The organism is Leifsonia sp. 563, assembly GCF_040545055.1.
Taxonomy (GTDB): domain Bacteria; phylum Actinomycetota; class Actinomycetes; order Actinomycetales; family Microbacteriaceae; genus Leifsonia.
In genome coordinates, this window is record NZ_JBEPLE010000001.1 from 505772 (window position 1) to 524015 (window position 18244).

An 18244-nucleotide genomic window follows, 5' to 3' on the forward strand; every position below is an offset into this window, starting at 1 on the left:
ATCGTCGCGCGAGTGTCGTCGTCCGGTTTCGTTCCCTGCCACGTTCTCACTATAGTGAACACCGTTCAGGTGAACAGTGTTCAGGTTAGGAATCCCGCATGACCCTCACGACCCCCGTCGCCCCCCGCCGCCGCCTCGACGCGACCGATCTCGCCCGCGTCGCCGTCTTCGCCGCGCTCGTCGCCGTGCTCGGTCTGCCGTCCGGCGTCACCGTCTTCGGCTCCGTGCCGATCACTGCTCAGACCCTCGGCGTCATGCTGGCGGGCGCCATCCTCGGCCCGTGGCTCGGCGCGCTGAGCATGGCCGTCCTGCTCGCCCTCGTCGCGGTCGGACTCCCCCTCCTCGCGGGCGGACACGGCGGCATCGGAGCCTTCGTCGGGCCGTCGGCGGGCTACCTCTTCGGCTGGATCGCCGGCGCGTTCGTCATCGGCCTGATCGTGCACGCCGGTCGCCGGGCTCCCGTCTGGTGGCGCACGCTGCTCGGGATGATCGTGGGCGGCATCCTCGTCGTCTACCTGTTCGGTGTGCCGGTACAGAGTCTTGTGACCCGTCTGCCCCTCGATGCCACGGCCCTCATGAGCCTCGTCTTCGTCCCCGGCGATCTGGTCAAGGCGGTCATCGCGACGGCTGTGGTGACGACGCTCGTGCGTGCCTACCCCCGCGCGTTCCGCCGCACCTGGGTCAGCGACCAGCGCGCCGTCGCCGCAGATCCGGCCGCGCCCGCGGAGTCGCGCGTCCCGTGACCGGCGCCACCCCCGCTCCCCTGCCCGCCGCCGTCCCCGCCCTGCGGCTGGACGGCGTGGGCGTGCGCCTCGGACAGGTGGATGCGCTCCGCGACGTCAGCCTGGCGCTCGACGCCCGCACCATCGCGGTGGTCGGCGAGAACGGCTCCGGCAAGTCGACCTTCGCCCGGCTGCTCGCCGGACTCGTCGCACCCACCACGGGCGTCACGCGCATCATTGGCCTCGACCCCGTGCGGCAGGCGACCGAGCTCCGGCGCCGCGTCGCCGTCGTGTTCAGCAACCCCGACGCGCAGATCGTGATGCCGACCGTCGCCGAGGACGTCGCGTTCTCCCTCCGGCCTGAGCGCCTCAGCCGCGAGGAGCTGCGACGTCGAGTGGATGCGGCACTCGAGCGGTTCGGGCTCTCCGACCTGCGCGAGCGCTCCTCGCACGACCTGTCCGGCGGTCAGAAGCAGCTGCTCGCCCTCGCCGGCGCGTTCGTCCGCGAGCCCGAGCTCGTGGTGGCCGACGAGCCGACGACATACCTCGACGCCCGCAATGCCCGGCGGGTGTCCGACCACCTGCTCGCCGACGCCGGGCACCGCCTGGTGCTCGTCACCCACGATCTCGCCCTCGCCGAACGCTGCGAGACCGCCGTGCTCTTCGCGGGTGGCCGGGTCGAGGCGGTCGGTCGTCCCGCGGAGGTCATCGCCGAGTACGAGGCGGCACTGTCGTGCTGAGCCTCTACCGTCCGGGTGACGGCCTCCTGCACCGCCTTCCCGCCGGGCCGAAGCTGCTCCTGCTTCTCGCGGTCGTGCTCGCCGTTTCACTGCTCCCCTCCACGTGGTGGGCGGCCACGGTCGCCGCCGGCGCCGCGATCGTCGCTTACGCGGTAGCAGGGCTGCGCGACGGGATGCTCGGGATGCGCGAGCTGGGCCGTCAGGTCGTGGCGCTCCGCTGGCTCATCGTCGTGACCATCGCCGCGCAGCTGATCTTCCTCGGACCGGAGCAGGCGGTGTCGAACACCGCACGCGTGACCGCCGCCGTCGTGCTGGCCGGCCTTCTGGTGCTCACCACGCGCGTCAGCGACCTGCTCGACGCCGTCGAGCGCGGGCTGCGGCCGCTCGACCGCCTGCGGTTCGACTCCGAGCGCGCCGCGGTGCTGCTGACCGTCGCCCTGACGACGGTGCCGGTGCTCGGACGTCTCGCGGGCGAGGTCCATGAGGCGCAGCGCGCCCGAGGCGCGCGGCCGGGCCTCCGCTTCTTCGCGGTGCCGTTCCTCATCCTGTCGCTCAAGCACGCCGACCAGCTCGGCGAGGCGCTGTCCGCGCGGGGCGTGCGGTGAACGGCCGTCCCCGGGTGCTGGGACCCGTCGTCGACGACGAGACCCGCTGCATCCACTACCGTTCGCCGCTCGATGTGATCGCGATCCGGTTCGCGTGCTGCGGCGAGTACTACCCGTGCCACCTGTGCCACGCAGAGACGGCCGACCATCCCGCCCGGCAGTGGACGGCCGACCGCCGCGACGAGCGCGCGGTGCTGTGCGGGGTCTGCGGTCACGAGCTCACTATCGCCGACTACCTCGCCACCGACGACTGCCCGGAGTGCGGCGCCGCCTTCAACCCGGGCTGCCGGCTGCACACCCACCTCTACTTCGAGAGCTGAACCCGCCCCGAACGCGCGGACGCCGGACACGCTCTCGCGTGCCCGGCGTCCGTCAGGGTGCTGCTAGAACCAGCCGAACAGGCGGTCCAGCAGGTCGAGCAGCCAGTCGAGGACCGGGATGCCCGTGTGAGGCTTGTCGGCCTTCACCTTGAGGGTGGTCCAGCCGATCACGCTGTTGGACGCGTCCTGCACGGACAGCTTGTGCTGGCCGTTGTCCGCGTCCTTCGGCAGCGTCAGCGTCAGCACGCCGTCCGCCGGGACCTGCACCCATCCACCGCTCAGGTTCTGCGGCTTCGAGTACAGCCAGACCGACACCCACTCGCCGGCGTGCTGCGTGCCGACGGTCACGCGCACGGTGTCACCCGGGCGGTAGGTGTCCTTGTCGACGGTGACCTTGTCCTCGAGCGCCTTCTTGAGCGCCGACTCCTTGGCCGCCTTCGGGTCGGTACCCGGCTTCGGGTTGGTCGGGGCGTCCGCCACGGTGAGCGGGACGCGGACCGTCGTGCCCGAGTCGGGAGCCGTCAGCACCAGCGCGCTGGCGCCGGCCGCATCCGCCGGGACGGTGAAGGTGACGGTCGCGTTGCCCGCTGCGTCCACCGGTACGGAGCCGATCGCGGTCGAGCCGTTCCAGGAGAGGTCGAGCTTCGTGTTCGCCGGGCTGCCGAGCGAGGTGAGGTTCAGCTTGGACACCTGGAGGGTGACCTGCTGACCGCGCTGCAGCGTCCCGGTCGGCACGCCGCTGACGCCGACGCCGCGCTTGGCGAAGCTGGGCGACAGCGGGCTGTTCTTCTGGATGTAGCTGATCCACGCGTCGCGGTCGATCAGTCCGGAGTCCTTCGTGTTCGACCCGGCAGCGAAGGCGCGGAAGTTGTCGCCGCCCTGCAGGAGGAACGAGAACGACCCGATGCGGTACGACTTGGCGGGGTCGATGGGCTGGCCGTTCACGATGATGCTCGTGATGCGGTCGCCCTCCGGCCGGGCTGCGTCGTACGTGTAGCTGACGTTCTTCGACAGTCCCAGGTTGAGGAACGGACGGCTCGGAACGGTGCCGTCGGCGTTGCGCTGCCACTGCTGCTCGAGCGCCTGCTTGAACTGCGCCCCGGTGAGGGACGTGGTCCACAGGTTGTTCACGAACGGCAGCACCGCGTTGGCCTGGGCGTAGGTGACCGTCCCGTCGGTGCCGTAGAGGAGCTCCGCCCGCAGACCGCCCGGGTTGACCACGCCGATCTCGGCGCCGCCGAGCTCCTGCGAGGAGAGGCTGGACAGCAGCGAGTCGGCGACCAGGTTGCCGAGGGTCGACTCGCTCGAACGGTCGTCACGCGCTCCGTTGAGGTAGGCGGTGGTGATGTCCTTCGTCACCGAGCCGACCTTCTGGTTGCCGATCACGGCCGCGTCGGCGAGCGCCTTGTCGACGATCGTCTTGACGGCGGCGACTCGCGGGTAGGCGGCGACGAGGGCGTCATCGGCGTCCGTGGTGCGGGCGACGTTGCGGGCGGTGTACGAGGTGACCGTCTCGGTCTCCGGGTCCACCGTCAACTTCACCTGGCCGATGTTCTCGCCATAGCTGCCGGTCTGGAGAATCGGGCGGGTCTTGCCATCCACTCCCGGGACCGGGGCGTCCCACGCGTACTGCTTGTGGGTGTGGCCGGTGAAGATCGCCGCGACCTTCGCGCTCGTCTTGGTGACGATGTCGGCGAACGCTCCGCCTGCCGCGACCTCCTGCGCGAGCGTCGCACCCTCCGGCGTGCCGAAGCCGGCGCCCTCGTGGTACTCCGCGACCAGCACGTCGGCCTCGCCATTGGCGGGGTCGCCGTCGGTCAGCTCACCGGCGACGCGGTTGACCGCCTCCACCGGGTCGCCGAAGTCGAGCGACGAGACGCCGGCCGGCGAGACCAGGGTCGGGGTCTCCTGCGTGACGGCTCCGATGACGCCGACGGTCAGACCGTCGACGGCGAAGGTGGCGTACTCGGGGAGTGCCGGAGTCTTCGTGCCCTTCTCGTACACGTTGGCGCCGAGGTAGGAGAAGTCGGCCGCATCCTTCACGCGTCCCGTCAGGTCGGCGTAGCCCTTGTCGAACTCGTGGTTGCCCACGGCGCTCGCCTTCAGCTGCAGCGTGTTGAGCACGTCGATCGTCGGGATGTCGCCCGCGGTCGCCGATGCGAAGAGCGAGGCGCCGATGTTGTCGCCGCTGGAGAGGAAGAGCGAGTTCGCGTCGCCCGCCTCCGCCTTGAGCTTCTCGATCGTTCCCGCGAACTTCACGGTGTTGGCGTCGATCCTGCCGTGGAAGTCGTTGATGTTCAGCAGGTTCAGCGTGACCGGCTTGGGCGTGAGGCCGAGGCCCACGACGATCGGGTCATGGTCGCTCGACCGGTACGGGTCGGCCGCGTAGAAGTTCGTGACGTTGTAGTTGTAGCGGCTGTACTCCAGCGCCACGGACTCGCCCGAGTTGATGTTCCACACATCCGCGCCGGTGATGGCCGTGTTCGCCGCGGGCGACGCGAGGACGTGGTCGAGCGAGCCGACCGTTCCGCCGAAGGAGTAGGTCGCCTTCGTCGTGCGGGTGCTGACCTGGTCGACGTAGCCGGCGTCGGTGAGGACCTTGATCGGGTCCTCCTTCAGGTACGCGTTGAAGTCGCCGATGAGGAGCACCTTGTCGGTCTTCAGCGCGGTCTTGCGCTCGTTCGCGAACGCGACGAGGGCGTTGGCCTGCTTGACGCGGGAGGCGTTGGATGCGCCCTGGCCGTCTCCCTGGTCGGCGTCCTCACCGCTGCCGGACCCCTTCGACTTGAAGTGGTTCACGATGGCGAGGAACGCGGAGGAGTCCTTCGCGCCGACCTTCTTGAAGGCCTGGGCGAGCGGCTGCCGCGCGTTCGAGAACGCCGGGTCGTCGAGGATCTTCGAGTCGCCGACCGGGGCCGCGTTCGCCTTCTTGTAGATGAACGCGGTGCGGATGACGTCCTCCGTCGCCGGCAGGGTCGCCGGCGACTTCACGTACGCCCAGACCTCGGAGCCGGCCGCCGCGTTCAGGGCGGTGACCAGGCTGGCGAGGGCGGAGTCGCGGTTCTCGCCGAAGCGGGCCGAGTTCTCGATCTCCTCGAGCGACACGACGTCGGCGCTCAGGCCGTTGATCGCCGCGACGATCTTGTCCTGCTGGCGCTTCAGGTTGGTCGCGTCGGCGGCGCCGCGGGCGTCGCATCCACTGTTGACCGTGATGGGGTTGCCGTCGCGGTCCGTGTAGAACGTGCAGCCGCTGAGCTGGTCGCCCGTCGTGGTGAAGTAGTTCAGCACGTTGAACGTCGCGAGCCGCAGGTCGCCACCGACGTTCTCGGGGGCGGCGGTGCGGGTGTTCGTGAACGTGACCGGCTGCACGGCGTCGGCGTTCGCCGGCGTGAGTTCGCTGGTCGGCTGGAACTTCCAGGCGTTGTTGCGGTAGTCGAGCACGACCGGCTTCGTGAACGCGACCGGCTCGCCGACGCGGACCGGGTTGCTCAACGAGAGGTACGGCAGGGGCTTCGACTTGTTCGCCGCGCTCAGGAAGTTGGTGGATGCGCCGTCGTCGAGCGTGACCGCGCGGGCCGCGTTGTCGGCGACGACCGCGGCGTACTCGGGCGAACCCGGACGCGCAGCCTCGGTCGGCTGCACCAGCGGCTTGTCACCGGCGGCGAGGCCGATCTCGCCGTACTGGTTGGCGGCGTACACGTCGGTGACGGTGAACGCGCCCTGCGGCGCGAGCAGCATCCCCTCGAGGCTCTCACGCTGGGCGGCCGTGCCGGGCAGGCCGACCGTCGCCGGCACCGGTGCGGTGACCGTCGACGCGTCGAGCTTCGTCACGCCGGTCGCGGTGATCTCCGTGAGGCCGTTGAACTCGCTGACGGCGCCCGTGACCTTCACGTAGTCGCCCGCGGCGACCGTTCCTGCGAAGGACGAGCCGTAGACGAAGACGGCGTCGGAGGCCGTGTGCGTGGCGAGGTCGACCGCGCCGCCCGTCCCGGGGGTCTGGATGTAGAACCCGTTGAATCCGCCGGTCGCGTACTGGGCCGTGACGACGCCGACGGTGGTGACCGTCGTGCCCGCCTTCGGGCTGGTGTCGCCGGTGCCCTGGATCTCCGCGATCGGGACGGTGGCGGCGTCACCGGGCGTGCCCGGGTCGCCCGGGTCGCCGGGGTCGCCGGGCGCGCTCGCGGCGTTCTGCGGCGTGATCGTGGCGCTGAGGGTGAAGTCTGCGCTGTTGTCGTCGGTGTCGGCGAAGTTCGTGCGGACCAGCGACTTGACGTCGGTGTTGCCCGACGGGGCCGTGGCCTTCGCCTTCTCGAACGTGTTCGAGGTGCCGTAGCCGAGGAGGTCGGCGACGTCCGCGTTGCCGGTCACCGAGCCGGTCGGAAGGGTCAGCGCCGAGGCCGTCTTGGCGAGGACCAGGGTGCCGGTGGTGCCGCTCGGGTTGAGGGCACCGCTCGCGACATCCGGCGTCGGCAAGGCCTGGCCGTTGGTGCCGTTCGACCCGCCGGCGACGAGGTAGTACCTCTTGGCGCCGATAGAGCCGGTCAGCGGCACGACGCCGGTGGATGCGCTCGTGCCGGTGGCCGGGCGGTACTGGATGCTCCATCCCGCCAGGCTGACGGCGCTGTCCCCTGGGTTGTAGAGCTCGACGAACTTGTTCGTGAAGGCGGCGCCGGCGCTCCCGCCGGACAGATACGCCTCGTTGATGACGACACCGGTGCCGTCGGTGCTGGCGAATGCCGGGGTCGCGACGAGCGAACCGGCGGCGAGGCCGGCCCCCGCGAGCGCGGCGGCGGCGACACGCGCCAGCCTGCCGAATCTGGTTGACATTGTTCTCCTCGGTCGGTGAGGTGTGGGATGAGTCCGCGCCCACCGTAGGGACGGCGTGAAACGGGACTGTTTCTCGTGTGTGAACGTACAGAAAACTCGTTCAGGGGTAGACCGCTCATTTGAGCACCGCACGGGGGAACGCGCCGATACGCCATGATGAGAGGCATGCGGATCGACGAGATCGCCCACTTCCGGGCGCTGGCCGCGGAGGGCCATCCGGCTCTCGCCGCCGAGACCCTCGGGGTGTCCCAGTCGACCCTCACACGCTCGCTCGCACGGCTCGAGCAGGAGATGGGCGTCGAGCTGTTCGACCGCCGCCGCGGCCACCTGGAGCTCAACCAGTACGGCGAGATCCTGCTCGCGCACGCGGTGCGGGCCGAGTCGGAGCTCGAGAACGCGCGAGCGCGCATCGAGGCGCTCCGCGACCCGTCCGGCGGCACCGTTTCGGTCGCTTACGTCTCGTCATTCGGCGGATGGCTCATCCCGAAGGTCATCAGCGAGTACCGAGGCCTGTTCCCCGACATCCGCTTCGTGCTGAGCGGCGGAACCGCCGACACGGTGCTGGATGCGCTGCGGGACGGCGCTGCCGACGTGGCGTTCCTCAGCCCTGACCCGCGCGACCCGGAGATCGAATGGGAGCCGTTGACCGCCGAACGGCTGGTGCTCGGCGTGCCGGAGGGGCATCCCCTCGCCGGGGCGACGGCGGTCAGCGTTCCGGACCTCGAGCCCTACGACCTGGTGGCCCTGCGCACCGGCTCCGGTCTCCGCCACATCGCGGACGCCTACTTCGCCGCGCACGGGGTCGTGATGAGCCCCGTCATCGAGGTCACCGAGCTCTCGACCCTGCGCGGACTCGTGCGCGACGGCGTCGGTGCCGCCCTCATCCCGGACACTCCGGCCGAGCCCGGGATCGTGGCGGTGCCGCTGCGGGACGAAGCGACGCGCATCATCGGCCTGGCGCGCAACCGCACCCGGTCGCAGTCGGCGGCCGCGGCGCAGTTCGCGCGCTTCGTCCGCGAGGAGCTCGATTCGCTCGGGTGAGTACTCCGCGCGGCGCGCTAGCGGGGCGCCGGCCGGCTTGGCAGGGCCGGCTCAGCCGGTCCGCGCGTTCAGCAGGAGCGCTCGTTCAGTTGCAGCGCCCGCTCAGCAGGAGTCGGCCCACAGGCGGCGCGGCCGCTCGGGGTCGGTGTCGTCCAGCAGGACGGATGCCACCTCGCGCGGCGCGCCGAGCGGATCCTTCTGCCCGGTGGTCACGAACGACCAGTCCGGGCTCCGCTCCGGGTCGTGCTCGACCCACAGCGAGAAGTTCCAGAATCCGCGGAAATCCGGGTTCAGCAGACCGCGACCGTCGACGACCAGCACCCCGTCGCGCGCCCGGAACGGGGTGACGACGCCCTCGCGGAACGCATCCGCTCCGCTCTCCGCGTCGGTGCCGGCGCGCTCGACCTCCTGGCCCGCATCGCGCAGCGCCGCTGCGAACGCGTCCGCCACCCGGGCCTCATCCGCGGCCGGGACCCCGGTCACCGCGACGAATCGCGGCCCCCGGGCGTAGTGCTGCAGGAACTCGGCGGCCACGCCCGCGTAGAACTCCGCAGCCTCCGTCGCCGTCTTCTCCGTGTCGGTCATCGTCCGCTCCTTCCGACGCATCCACTCGCTCGAACGCTACGCGGGAAGCGGTCATTCCGGGAGCACCGGGAGCGCGCCGGGACGGCGATCAGTCGTCGCGGTCGATCGTTCCGATGCGCGCGCCGGACGAGTCGTAGACCGTCATGACGTTGCCGTCGACCTTCCCGCTCGCGGCCGTCGACATCCACGTGTCCACTCCGTTGCAGACCTTCTGCGTCGCGGCGACGGTGCCGAGATCGATCGTGTTGCCCGAGATCGTGCCGGTCCCCTTCATGGTGTTGCAGCCGTCGGACCCCGAGTACGAGCCGTTCGCGTTGATGATGAGATTCGGTTCCCCGGGGTCGGTGCTCCCCCACTTCCCTGGGACGCCGCCTCCCTGCGGGGTGCACGCCGTGAGGGCGAGACCGAGGGCGAGGATGGCCGTGAGCGCGGCCGAGCGTGTCCTGTTCATGGCCCCGGAGGATACGCGCGGTGCCGACGGGCCGAATAGACAGTGGAGCGCGGCCGCGCGGGGCAGGGAGGACTTCGTCGGGCCGCGGGGTCGCCCCGTCCTCCGTTTCCTGCTCCTGGCGCGCCACGAGCCGTTCACCTCCTTTTCCTTCACGCCGCCTGCCAGCGGAATCGGAGGAGAAACACCCGAGAAGGGGTGTCTGACGCGGAGAACGGAGGCGATTCGCGGCAAGTGCACCCGTGACGCCTCCGTTTCTGGTCCCGCGGTCGAGGACGCACGCGCACGCCGAAGCGCACCTGAGGGTTCGCTGCAACCCCTCCACGCGGCGCGCCGGGCGATCTATCCTCGTCGCAACGACAGCGGCGGAGGGAGCGGCTCATGGACGAGGCACCCGAGGACACACTGCGCCCACCGGACGCCGTACCGGAACTACAGGAGGAGCAGGCCGTGGAGATGGTGGCCGTCTCGGCCGAACGCGAGGCGGAGCTCGAGCAGCGGGCCCGCGACTTCATCCGGGAACTGGCCGCTGCCGAACCGGGTTCGGAGGCGTTCACGCGCAAGATCATCGGGTTCTCGCACCTGGGCGAGGCCGAGATGCGCGCATCCAGCGACGCCTCCCGCCAGTTGCTCAGCCGCCCGGCCAGTTCGCTCGCCGCAGCCCGCGGCAAGGCGGTGCGCACCGACCCGCAGTACGGGGTGATCCGGACGCTGCAGGACCTCCGCGCGACCGTCAGCGACTTCGACCCCCAGCACCTGACCGGCCGCAACCGGATGCTCTCCCGGGTGCCGGGCGGGCGGAGGCTGCGCCAGTACGTCCAGCGTTTCGAGTCGGCGCAGAAGCAGCTCGACGGCATCGTCGCCGCGCTCGATCACGGGCAGGAGTGGCTCGCCCGCGACAATGCCGAGATCGAGAAGGAGCGGGCGTCCCTCTGGAAGACGACCGAGCGGCTCAACGAGTACGTGGTGCTGACCGCTGCCCTCGACAAGGCGACGGTGGATGCGGCGGCCGACCTGCGCATGACCGACCCGGCGCGCGCGACGCTGCTGGAGAAGGAGGCGCTGTTCCCCATCCGCCAGCGCCGACAGGATCTCACGACTCAGATCGCAGTCTCGGTGCAGGCGTATCTGGCACTCGACGTCATCAAGAAGAACAACGTCGAGCTGATCAAGGGCGTCGAGCGCGCGAAGACGACGACGGTCTCGGCCCTCCGCACCGCCGTCGTCGTCGCCCAGGCGCTGGAGAACCAGAAGCTCGTCATCGACCAGCTGGGCGCCCTCCACGACAGCACCAACGCGCTCATCGGCCGGACGGGCGAGGTGCTCCGCACGCAGACCGAGCAGGTGCAGAAGGAGCAGACCTCGTCGGCGGTCGATGTGGAGGTGCTGCAGCGCGCCTTCGACAACGTGTTCGCGACGATGGACAGCATCGACACCTACCGCACGGAGGCGGTGGCGCGGATGGCGACGACGGTCGACGCGCTCGACCAGCAGGTCGCCCGCTCGCGCGAGTATCTGAAGCGATCGCGGCCGATGGAGCAGCCGCGCTAGCCCGGATCGACCGGTCACACTTCCCCTCCCGCGCGCTACCGTTGACGCCATGAGCCACCGCATCTTCGCCATGCCGTTCGCCGACATCTACCCGCTCTATGTGACCAAGGTGGAGCGCAAGGGGCACACCAAGGACGAGGTGGATGAGGTCACCCGCTGGCTCACCGGCTACGACGACGCGGGCATCGAGGCGGCCATCGCCGACCGGGTCGACCTGGAGACGTTCCTCACTACCGCTCCGCACTGGAACCCGAACGCGTCGCTCATCACCGGCGTCATCTGCGGCGTCCGTGTCGAGGAGATCGACGACCCGGTGATGCAGAAGGTGCGGTATCTCGACAAGCTCGTCGACGAGGTGGCGCGCGGCAAGAAGATGTCGTCGATCTTGCGCGGCGAGACGGCGGCATCCCGGAGCTGAGCAGCACGGCGCGCATGGCCATCGGAACACGGCGGTACTAGCCTCATCGCAGGCGGTCCTATCCGGGGCCCGCGCGAGGGTGGGAGGACATCATGGACGACCTTCACGGCTCAGCGTCCGAGCGGCTGCGGCAGCTCGACGACATCGTCTCCGGCGGCGAGCCGTCGAACGAGTGGCTGACCCGGCACCTGCGCCAGACGCTGAGCGAGCTGGCCGAGGCCGAGCCGGTCGTCGACGCCGAACAGGATCGCCGCGAGGACTACTGAGCGAGGTCAGGCGCGAGCCACACCCGCGATCTGCGGATTGAACGGCAGGAGCGGCGTGTGGAGACGGTAGTGCTCCACCTCGACCTCGGCGAAACCCGCCGATCGGAGCGAGCGCTCGAGATCGCGCTCGCACGAGCATCCTTCGAACGTCCACGCCCACGGCCGGCGGAACAGCCGCTGTGAGGCGCGGGTCGGCGTCCCGCTCGGGGCGACCACGTGCTCGACGAACCGGAATGAACCACCGGGGCGCAGGATGCGGCGGATCTCGGCGAGCACCGCATCCGGATCCTGCACGGAGCAGAGCACGAGCGACGAGATGACGGTGTCGACGCTGGCGTCGGGCAGGCCGGTCTGCTCGGCGGTCCGCTCCCGCAGGTCTAGCGCGACGCCGGAACGGAGGGCCGCCGTGCGGAGACCGTCGTGCATGTACCGGTTGGGCTCGATGGCGATCAGCGCCGCCCCGGCGGGCAGGTAGGGGAGGTTCGCGCCGACTCCCGGCCCGATCTCCGCGACGTCGCCGGCCACCCCGGCGAACACGCGTCGCTTGCGCGGACGCAGCGACCGCTCTAGGTACGGTCCCATCAGCCGGAAGAAGGCGGCGTTGAAGCGTCCGCGTCCGGGACGCTGGGCGAACCCCGTCGCCTGTCGGTCACCTGTCGTAGTCGTCCTGCTCATGCCGGTTCCTCCATCGTGGATGCTGACAGGACGACTCTGCCGCGCATCCACTCGCCGATCAGGCGGGGAACTACCCCACTTCGCCGGTCACGCTCGCCGTGACTCCGGCGCTTGATCACCCTGCGCGGTCCACCACGCCGCGATCTGCGCGCGCGACCGGAGGCCGAGCCGCAGCCGGATGCGTTCGACATGCCCCTCCGCCGACCGCTCCTCGATCCCGAGCCGCTCGCCGATCTCGCGGTTGGTCCTCCCCTCGCTGACCAGGGCCGCGACCTCCCGCTGCCGGGGCGTCAATGTCCCCGCGGGGGTCCGGATCGCGCGCAGGCCGAGGGACCGCCGGATCGTCGCGGCGAGCGCCGCTGCATCGCCGGCCCAGGGAAGGTGCGACCTCCCGGGGAGGACGACGAACTCGGCGCCCGGGATACCGTGCGCCAACGCCTCCGCCTGCGCAAGCGGAGCCGCCCGGTCGCGTTCCCGGTGAACGACGAGCGTGGGAGTGCGCACCTGCGGCAGCAGCCCGCGCACGTCGAGCGCGTAGCTCAGCGCGAGGAGCGACTGCGCCGTGGCGGCGTCCGAGGCGGCTCGTTGATACCGGCCGAACTCCGTGCGCGCTGCGGCGGACGCATCCGGGGCGAACAGGTCGGTGAGCACGTCCGAGCCGAGGCCCCAGTGCGATCCGACCAGGGCCAGCACGTGCTCGCGCGCGCTCGGCGGTGAGACCTCCGCGCCTGACGCCCAGCCCCCGTAGAGCACGAGCCGCCGGACCGTCTCGGGATGCGCGGCCGCCCAGGCGACGGCGACCAGCGCCCCCAGCGAGACGCCGATGAGGTCGAACGGTTCCGGGCCGAGCGGCGCGACCACCGCCGCGAGCTGCTCGAGCTCGGACGACAGCGACGGAGGCTGCCGGGCCGGCCCCGACAGCCCGCATCCGGCCCGGTCGTAGCGAACCAGCCGGCACCCGTGCGCGAGATCCTCGTAGAACGCGCGCTCCTCGGCGAGCTGCCATCCCCGTTCGAGGTGGCTCAGCCAGCCGGAGACGTACACGACCGGCCGGCCCGCGCCGACCGAGGCGACGGCGATGTCCGTGCCGTCGGCGGTGGTGACCCGGGTGAGGTGCTGCTGCACGGGATGCGCGCTATCGCGTCCGGCGAGACCGCAGCCTCAGGGCCGAGACGGTGATCATCACGGCTCCGAGCATCGTCGGGTAGGCGCTTCGCGCACCGTAGGCGACGGCGTTGAACGGATTCGCCCAGTCCGAGGGCGACCATCCCAGCCCGGTCAGCGCGAAGGCCACGAGCACGAGGACGACAATGCCCGCCGTCAGTCCGACCACCGGCCAGCGCCATCCGACGGCGACCGCGAGGCCGGCGACCGCCGCCGTCAGCAGCAACGACACCGGATGGATGACGAAGGCTCCCGGGAGGATCGGTGCCGTCACGGCCACGACGACGAGGTAGGAGGCCAGCAGTCCCACCCCGACACCGAGCACCAGCGACCCGACGAGCCGAAACGCGCGGGGCCGCGTCGGGCTCACCTGATCTCGTGCGTCTGTTGCGATCATGAATCCCCCTCGGTCCGCCCCGGCACCCCGGCGGCCAGCTCGGCGAAGACGTCCGCCGCGTCGTCGTGACGCGACAAGCCGGCGCTCTGTCCCATCCACAGGCTGAGCAGTTCGGCGTCGCCGGTCTCGGCCGCCCGGCGGCGGAAGACGCCCGTGAGGATGTTCTGGAGCGGGAACGGGGCGATCGCGCCGCTCTGCTCGATGGTCCGCACCGCGCGGTTCGGCAGCCCGCGCGCCGGCCGGCCGCTCATCGCCCGGGTCAGCACGGTCTCGTGGGCGAGTGCGCTCCGGATGCGGTCCCGGTGGACCGGCGGCGCCGCCGACTGCCGTGTGGCCAGGAACGCGGAACCGACCTGCACACCCGACGCTCCGAGGGCGAACGCGGCCGCGACGCCACGGCGGTCGGCGATGCCGCCCGCGGCGATCACGGGGATGCCCACCGCGTCGACGACCTGCGGGATCAGGGCGAGACCGCCCACCAGGCTGTCTGCCGGGTCTGCGAGGAAGGAGGGCCGGTGCCCTGCCGCCTCGGAACCGGACGCGACCACCGCATCCACCCCGCCGGCCTCGAGTGCCCGCGCCTCGGGGACCGTCGTCGCCGTGCCGATGATACGGATACCGCGCCGATGCGCCTCCTCGACGACGTCGGCAGGCGGTACCCCGAACACGAAGCTCAGCGCCGCCGGCCGGGCGTCGAGCGCGGCCGCGAGTTGTGCATCGAAGTCGGGCAGCGGCGCGATCGGCCACTCCGGAACAGACGCCCCCGCCTCGTCGAACAACGGCCGCAGGGCCGCGATCGCGCGCTCGACATCGTCGCGACCGAAGCCTTCGCCGGCATCCGGCTCGCCGGGAGCCCGGAACGGAAGCCACAGGTTGAGGGCGAACGGACGGGAAGTCCGCAACCGCAGCTCGTCGCCGACGGCCCGAATGCGCTCGGCGCTCAGCCCGTAGAGGCCGAACGACCCGAGGCCGCCCGCCTCGCTCACCGCCGCCGTCAGCTCGACGGACGACATCCCCCCGAACGGCCCCAGGACGACAGGGGCCTCGATGCCCAGCAGCTCACGCACTCCCACCCGACTTGTCTACACCCGCGAGGGCACGGCGGGCGGTCGCAGATCGGCAGAGGCCGAAGACCGCACAACTCAGCCGGTTGACTCCGGTGTGCGCCCTGACTACCGTCGGTGGGGAGTTCACGCCCCGGACCCCGGCGATCTCCAGAGACCCGGGGTCCCCATGAAAACCATCTCCACCAACTCGACGACGTGCCTGACGGGCACCGCCATCGCCGACGCCGTCCAGCGGTACGCCCTCGCGCTGGCGCGCCACGGCCGTGTCGACATCGTCGACATCCCGGTGATCCTGCCCGGCGGGGAGCGCGGGCGCTCCGCATTCCTGGTCGGCTGGCTGATGGATGCCACGACGACGACCGTGCCGACCGACCGCCCGGAACTGCTCGACGCCGCCAACGTCGACGATCTCCGGCGCCGGGAGGAGGAGCTCACGGTACCGCGCGGCCTGCCCTTCTCTGCGAGTGACCTGGCAGACAACTGGCCCGACCTCGATCTGGACTTCCCCCCGCAGAGAGAGCACGCTTGACCCAACCGGGGATCCGCGGGAGGGACGGCGTCATGGGCTCGCTGAGATACGACGGCATCGTGATCGAGTTCGACGACCGCCTGCTCGCACATCTCCAGATCGTGATCGCCCAGAAGATCCGTCGGGGCGAGAGCTTCTTCATGGCCTGGCGAGACTCGAACGAGACCGGCGACGGCCACAGCTCCATCTGGATCCACCCCTCGCAGAACCTGTACTTCAAGTTCAGCGGCAGCCGGTTCCCGAAGATCAACCCCGCCTGGGTGGATGCGCTCCTGGACTCCGCGAACAGCTCGAAGGGGCTGCTGATCATGACGGAGGAGAGCATCGCGGCAGAGACGGAGGCGGGCGTGACGCTGGCGACGGCTACTCCGCATCTGCAGGATCTGCACGGGCGGGGCTACTGACCGGTAGCGTGGGTGGAATGGACGGCGGCCGCGGATGAACAAGAGAACCACCGATGCGCCTCCGGGCGACGCACCGCAGGCGGAATACTGGCGCCCCTTCATGGAGGCGCTCCCGGTCGAGGGGACGGCCGTCTCGACCATCGGCGACCTGCTCGGGACGGAGACGGTCTCGGCCAGCGACACCGTGGCCGCCCGTCTCGACGAGCTGCAGTTCGACCTCGGCGAGGGCCCCTGCTGGGACGCCCTGCGGTTGCGCCGCCCCGTGCTCGAGCCCGATCTGCGCCAGCGGCCGCAACAGCAGTGGACCTCGTTCACGCCGGCCGCGATCGAGGCGGGGGTCGGCGCCCTGTTCGCCTTCCCGATGCTCGTCGGGCCGCTGCGGATCGGCGCGGTCGACATGTACACACGCGAACCCGTCGCCCTGGACGAAGCGCACACACAGGCGGCCACCAAGCTCGCCGAGGCCGCCGGACGCACGCTGCTGAAGCGCGCTCTCGACACCATGGGCCGCGAGGAACCGGCCGAGGATGCGAACCCGTTCTCCCGGCGCGTCGTGCATCAGGCCACCGGGATGGTGCTCGCCCAGCTGGATGTCAGCGCTGACGACGCCCGCATGGTCATCCAAGCGCACGCCTACGCGACGGATCGCTCGATGATGGAGGTCTCGCGGGACGTCCTCGACGGTCGCCTCGACTTCTCGGCGCTCGACGGAGGGGACGGTCGATCACGATGACCCTCACTCGCGAACAAGGAATCCTGCGGGCGTTCGCCCAACTGGCCGACACGCTCGTAGCCGACTACGACGTCGTCGACCTGCTGCAGAACCTGGTGGACCTCTCCAGCCGCTTCCTCGGCGCCACGGCTTCCGGCGTGATGCTGGCCGACGAGCACGGAGAACTGGATGTGATCGCATCCACGAGCGAGGCCAGCCGCCTGGTCGAGGTGATGCAGCTGAGCGCCTACGCGGGCCCGTGCATCGAGAGCTTCGAGACCGGCGCCGTCGTCTCGGTCGCCGACATCGAGCAGGTGCCCCACCGCTGGCAGGCCTTCCGCGACCGAGCCCTGGAGCAGGGCTTCGCCGCCATCGACGCCATTCCGCTCCGCCTCCGCGCACAGACGATCGGCACGCTGAACCTGTTCCGCGCCGCCACCGGCGACCTGCCGGAGGACGACCTGGTGGCCGCTCAGGCGTTCGCGGATGTGGCGACCATCGGCATCCTGCACCAGCGCAGCTTGGCCGAGAGCGACGCGATCCGACAGCAACTGCAGTTCGCGTTGAACAGCAGGATCATCATCGAGCAGGCCAAGGGCGTGGTCGCGCAGACCCGCGCGGTGCCGATCGACCAGGCGTTCACGCTCATCCGCGACTACGCGCGGCGCAATCAGAAGGGCATCTCGCAGGTCGCCTCCGACATCGTGGAGCGCCGGCTGAGGCTCTGACCGGGGGCCGTCAGACCGACGCGAGGAACGAGGAGACCGTGTCGAGGGATCCGGGAACCAGACGGTAGTACGCCCATGTCCCTCGCTTCGACCGGCTGAGGAAGCCTGCGTCGACCAGGATCTTCAGGTGGTGGGAGACGGTGGGCTGCGAGAGTCCGAGCGGTTCCGTCAGGTCGCACACGCAGGCCTCGCCGCCGTCGTGCGCCGCGACCATCGAGATCAACCGGAGTCGAGCGGGATCGGCGAGGGCCTTCATCGCTCGCGCGACCGAGTGCGCGTTCTCCTCGCTCATCACTTCCGTCGTGAGCGGTGCGCAGCAGGCCTGCAGGTCGCGCAGCGGGAGGAGCTCGGTGATCGCCATGCATCGATTCTCGTCGATACATTGACAAACGTCAATGTATGCGTCCATCGTGGTTCATCGACAACCATCGATGAAGAAGGGAGGGCCACCATGGGATGCTGCGACACCGACGAGTGCCAGACGCTGCCGGACGGCTCCTGCGCGCCGGATTGTTGCTGACAAGCAGGATGTTGTTGACAAGCAGGATGCTGCTGACAAGCCGGGGCCGTCGTCGTCGCGGGTGCGACGGCGACGGCCCCGGGTCAGCGTTCGGTCGGGCTCACGCGACCCCGGTGAGCGCCTTCCCCTTGAGCGTCTCGAACTCGGCGGGAGTGATCGCGCCGCTGTCGAGCAGGCGCTTGGCCGATTCGATCTCGGCGGACGGCGAGCTGGTGCCCGCCACCGTGCGGATGTGCTCCGTCGCGGCCGCCTGCGCCTCCATCGCCCCGGCCGCGCTGCGCTGGGCCATGCGGCCGCCGCGTGCGATCAGGTAGATGAACGCCGCGAGGAACGGCACGATGACGAGGAACAGCACCCACAGCGCCTTCGCCCATCCATTGAGCTCGGGGTCGCGGAAGACGTCGATGATCACGCGGATGAAGATCGAAATGCAGACGACGACCAGATAGAACCAGAACGTCCAGACGATGAAATCCCAGAAAGTCATAGCAACTCCTTCTCGTTGGGCGGAGCGGCCAGCACTTC

At 70.4% G+C, this 18244-nt stretch carries 21 protein-coding genes; 12 read left to right on the forward strand and 9 right to left on the reverse strand.

Annotated features, from left to right (window positions below; all coding sequences use genetic code 11):
* Window positions 1–98: 98 nt before the first annotated feature.
* From ABIC47_RS02480 to ABIC47_RS02495, 4 genes are read left to right on the forward strand one after another with little or no spacing between them, the layout of a single operon-like run.
* Window positions 99–743 carry a biotin transporter BioY gene (locus tag ABIC47_RS02480; RefSeq protein ID WP_018192035.1) on the forward strand — a complete coding sequence of 215 codons (645 nt, stop codon included), beginning with the start codon at window positions 99–101 and terminating at the stop codon, window positions 741–743.
* Window positions 740–1462: an energy-coupling factor ABC transporter ATP-binding protein gene (locus ABIC47_RS02485; protein WP_354476844.1), complete on the forward strand. Its 723-nt coding sequence runs from the start codon at window positions 740–742 to the stop codon at window positions 1460–1462. Before ABIC47_RS02480 ends, ABIC47_RS02485 begins: the two co-directional genes overlap by 4 nt.
* Window positions 1456–2067: an energy-coupling factor transporter transmembrane component T gene (locus ABIC47_RS02490; protein ID WP_354476846.1), complete on the forward strand. Its 612-nt coding sequence runs from the start codon at window positions 1456–1458 to the stop codon at window positions 2065–2067. Before ABIC47_RS02485 ends, ABIC47_RS02490 begins: the two co-directional genes overlap by 7 nt.
* Window positions 2064–2387, forward strand: a complete 324-nt coding sequence (locus ABIC47_RS02495; RefSeq protein WP_354476848.1) for a CHY zinc finger protein — start codon at window positions 2064–2066, stop codon at window positions 2385–2387. Before ABIC47_RS02490 ends, ABIC47_RS02495 begins: the two co-directional genes overlap by 4 nt.
* 63 nt (window positions 2388–2450) lie before the next feature.
* On the opposite strand, the gene ABIC47_RS02500 is transcribed toward ABIC47_RS02495, so the two are convergent.
* Window positions 2451–7214 (reverse strand): ExeM/NucH family extracellular endonuclease, encoded by a 4764-nt coding sequence (locus ABIC47_RS02500; protein WP_354476850.1) that lies wholly within the window; start codon window positions 7212–7214, stop codon window positions 2451–2453.
* A gap of 165 nt (window positions 7215–7379) precedes the next feature.
* On the opposite strand from ABIC47_RS02500, the gene ABIC47_RS02505 reads away from it, so the two are divergent.
* Window positions 7380–8255: a LysR family transcriptional regulator gene (locus ABIC47_RS02505; RefSeq protein WP_018192040.1), complete on the forward strand. Its 876-nt coding sequence runs from the start codon at window positions 7380–7382 to the stop codon at window positions 8253–8255.
* Between the two features lie 102 nt (window positions 8256–8357).
* Here the strand turns inward: ABIC47_RS02505 and ABIC47_RS02510 are convergent, their stop codons facing one another.
* Together ABIC47_RS02510 and ABIC47_RS02515 are read right to left on the reverse strand one after the other, a co-directional pair.
* The gene (locus tag ABIC47_RS02510; RefSeq protein WP_354476852.1) at window positions 8358–8840 is read right to left on the reverse strand and encodes a nucleoside/nucleotide kinase family protein; all 483 of its coding nucleotides are present in this window, start codon (window positions 8838–8840) and stop codon (window positions 8358–8360) included.
* Between the two features lie 88 nt (window positions 8841–8928).
* Window positions 8929–9291, reverse strand: coding sequence for an META domain-containing protein (locus tag ABIC47_RS02515; RefSeq protein WP_020076880.1), 363 nt, complete (start codon window positions 9289–9291; stop codon window positions 8929–8931).
* A 378-nt stretch (window positions 9292–9669) separates the two neighbouring features.
* Between ABIC47_RS02515 and ABIC47_RS02520 the strand changes: the two genes are divergently transcribed.
* The 3 genes from ABIC47_RS02520 to ABIC47_RS02530 all read left to right on the forward strand — a co-directional run bounded on the left by ABIC47_RS02520 (window position 9670) and on the right by ABIC47_RS02530 (window position 11523).
* Window positions 9670–10839, forward strand: a complete 1170-nt coding sequence (locus ABIC47_RS02520) for a toxic anion resistance protein (RefSeq protein ID WP_020076879.1) — start codon at window positions 9670–9672, stop codon at window positions 10837–10839.
* Window positions 10840–10888: 49 nt separating this feature from the next.
* Window positions 10889–11257, forward strand: coding sequence for a DUF2200 domain-containing protein (locus ABIC47_RS02525; RefSeq protein WP_018192050.1), 369 nt, complete (start codon window positions 10889–10891; stop codon window positions 11255–11257).
* A 92-nt stretch (window positions 11258–11349) separates the two neighbouring features.
* Window positions 11350–11523, forward strand: coding sequence for a hypothetical protein (locus ABIC47_RS02530; RefSeq protein ID WP_020076878.1), 174 nt, complete (start codon window positions 11350–11352; stop codon window positions 11521–11523).
* 6 nt (window positions 11524–11529) lie between these two features.
* Here the strand turns inward: ABIC47_RS02530 and ABIC47_RS02535 are convergent, their stop codons facing one another.
* The 4 genes from ABIC47_RS02535 to ABIC47_RS02550 form a co-directional block, all read right to left on the reverse strand.
* Entirely contained in the window at window positions 11530–12198 is a 669-nt protein-coding gene (locus ABIC47_RS02535) for a class I SAM-dependent methyltransferase (protein WP_354476855.1), read from the reverse strand.
* An 87-nt stretch (window positions 12199–12285) separates the two neighbouring features.
* Window positions 12286–13323: an alpha/beta fold hydrolase gene (locus ABIC47_RS02540; RefSeq protein ID WP_354476857.1), complete on the reverse strand. Its 1038-nt coding sequence runs from the start codon at window positions 13321–13323 to the stop codon at window positions 12286–12288.
* 10 nt (window positions 13324–13333) lie between these two features.
* Window positions 13334–13759 carry a hypothetical protein gene (locus tag ABIC47_RS02545; RefSeq protein ID WP_354476858.1) on the reverse strand — a complete coding sequence of 142 codons (426 nt, stop codon included), beginning with the start codon at window positions 13757–13759 and terminating at the stop codon, window positions 13334–13336.
* Entirely contained in the window at window positions 13756–14826 is a 1071-nt protein-coding gene (locus ABIC47_RS02550; RefSeq protein WP_354478689.1) for an NAD(P)H-dependent flavin oxidoreductase, read from the reverse strand. Before ABIC47_RS02550 ends, ABIC47_RS02545 begins: the two co-directional genes overlap by 4 nt.
* A 166-nt stretch (window positions 14827–14992) precedes the next feature.
* Here ABIC47_RS02550 and ABIC47_RS02555 point away from each other — a divergent pair, with 166 nt between their 5' ends.
* The 4 genes from ABIC47_RS02555 to ABIC47_RS02570 are packed head-to-tail and all read left to right on the forward strand — an operon-like array spanning window position 14993 to window position 17199.
* Window positions 14993–15355, forward strand: coding sequence for a hypothetical protein (locus ABIC47_RS02555; protein ID WP_354476860.1), 363 nt, complete (start codon window positions 14993–14995; stop codon window positions 15353–15355).
* Window positions 15356–15387: 32 nt separating this feature from the next.
* Window positions 15388–15759, forward strand: a complete 372-nt coding sequence (locus ABIC47_RS02560) for a DUF7882 family protein (protein WP_354476862.1) — start codon at window positions 15388–15390, stop codon at window positions 15757–15759.
* A 34-nt stretch (window positions 15760–15793) separates the two neighbouring features.
* Window positions 15794–16492, forward strand: coding sequence for a GAF and ANTAR domain-containing protein (locus ABIC47_RS02565; RefSeq protein WP_354476864.1), 699 nt, complete (start codon window positions 15794–15796; stop codon window positions 16490–16492).
* Window positions 16489–17199: an ANTAR domain-containing protein gene (locus ABIC47_RS02570; RefSeq protein WP_354476866.1), complete on the forward strand. Its 711-nt coding sequence runs from the start codon at window positions 16489–16491 to the stop codon at window positions 17197–17199. Before ABIC47_RS02565 ends, ABIC47_RS02570 begins: the two co-directional genes overlap by 4 nt.
* Before the next feature lie 10 nt (window positions 17200–17209).
* On the opposite strand, the gene ABIC47_RS02575 is transcribed toward ABIC47_RS02570, so the two are convergent.
* Both ABIC47_RS02575 and ABIC47_RS02580 read right to left on the reverse strand, forming a co-directional pair.
* Window positions 17210–17560: an ArsR/SmtB family transcription factor gene (locus ABIC47_RS02575; RefSeq protein ID WP_020076872.1), complete on the reverse strand. Its 351-nt coding sequence runs from the start codon at window positions 17558–17560 to the stop codon at window positions 17210–17212.
* Between the two features lie 259 nt (window positions 17561–17819).
* A complete protein-coding gene (locus ABIC47_RS02580) occupies window positions 17820–18206 on the reverse strand; it encodes an SHOCT domain-containing protein (protein WP_018192059.1) in 387 nt (128 codons plus the stop codon).
* Window positions 18207–18244 lie beyond the last annotated feature (38 nt).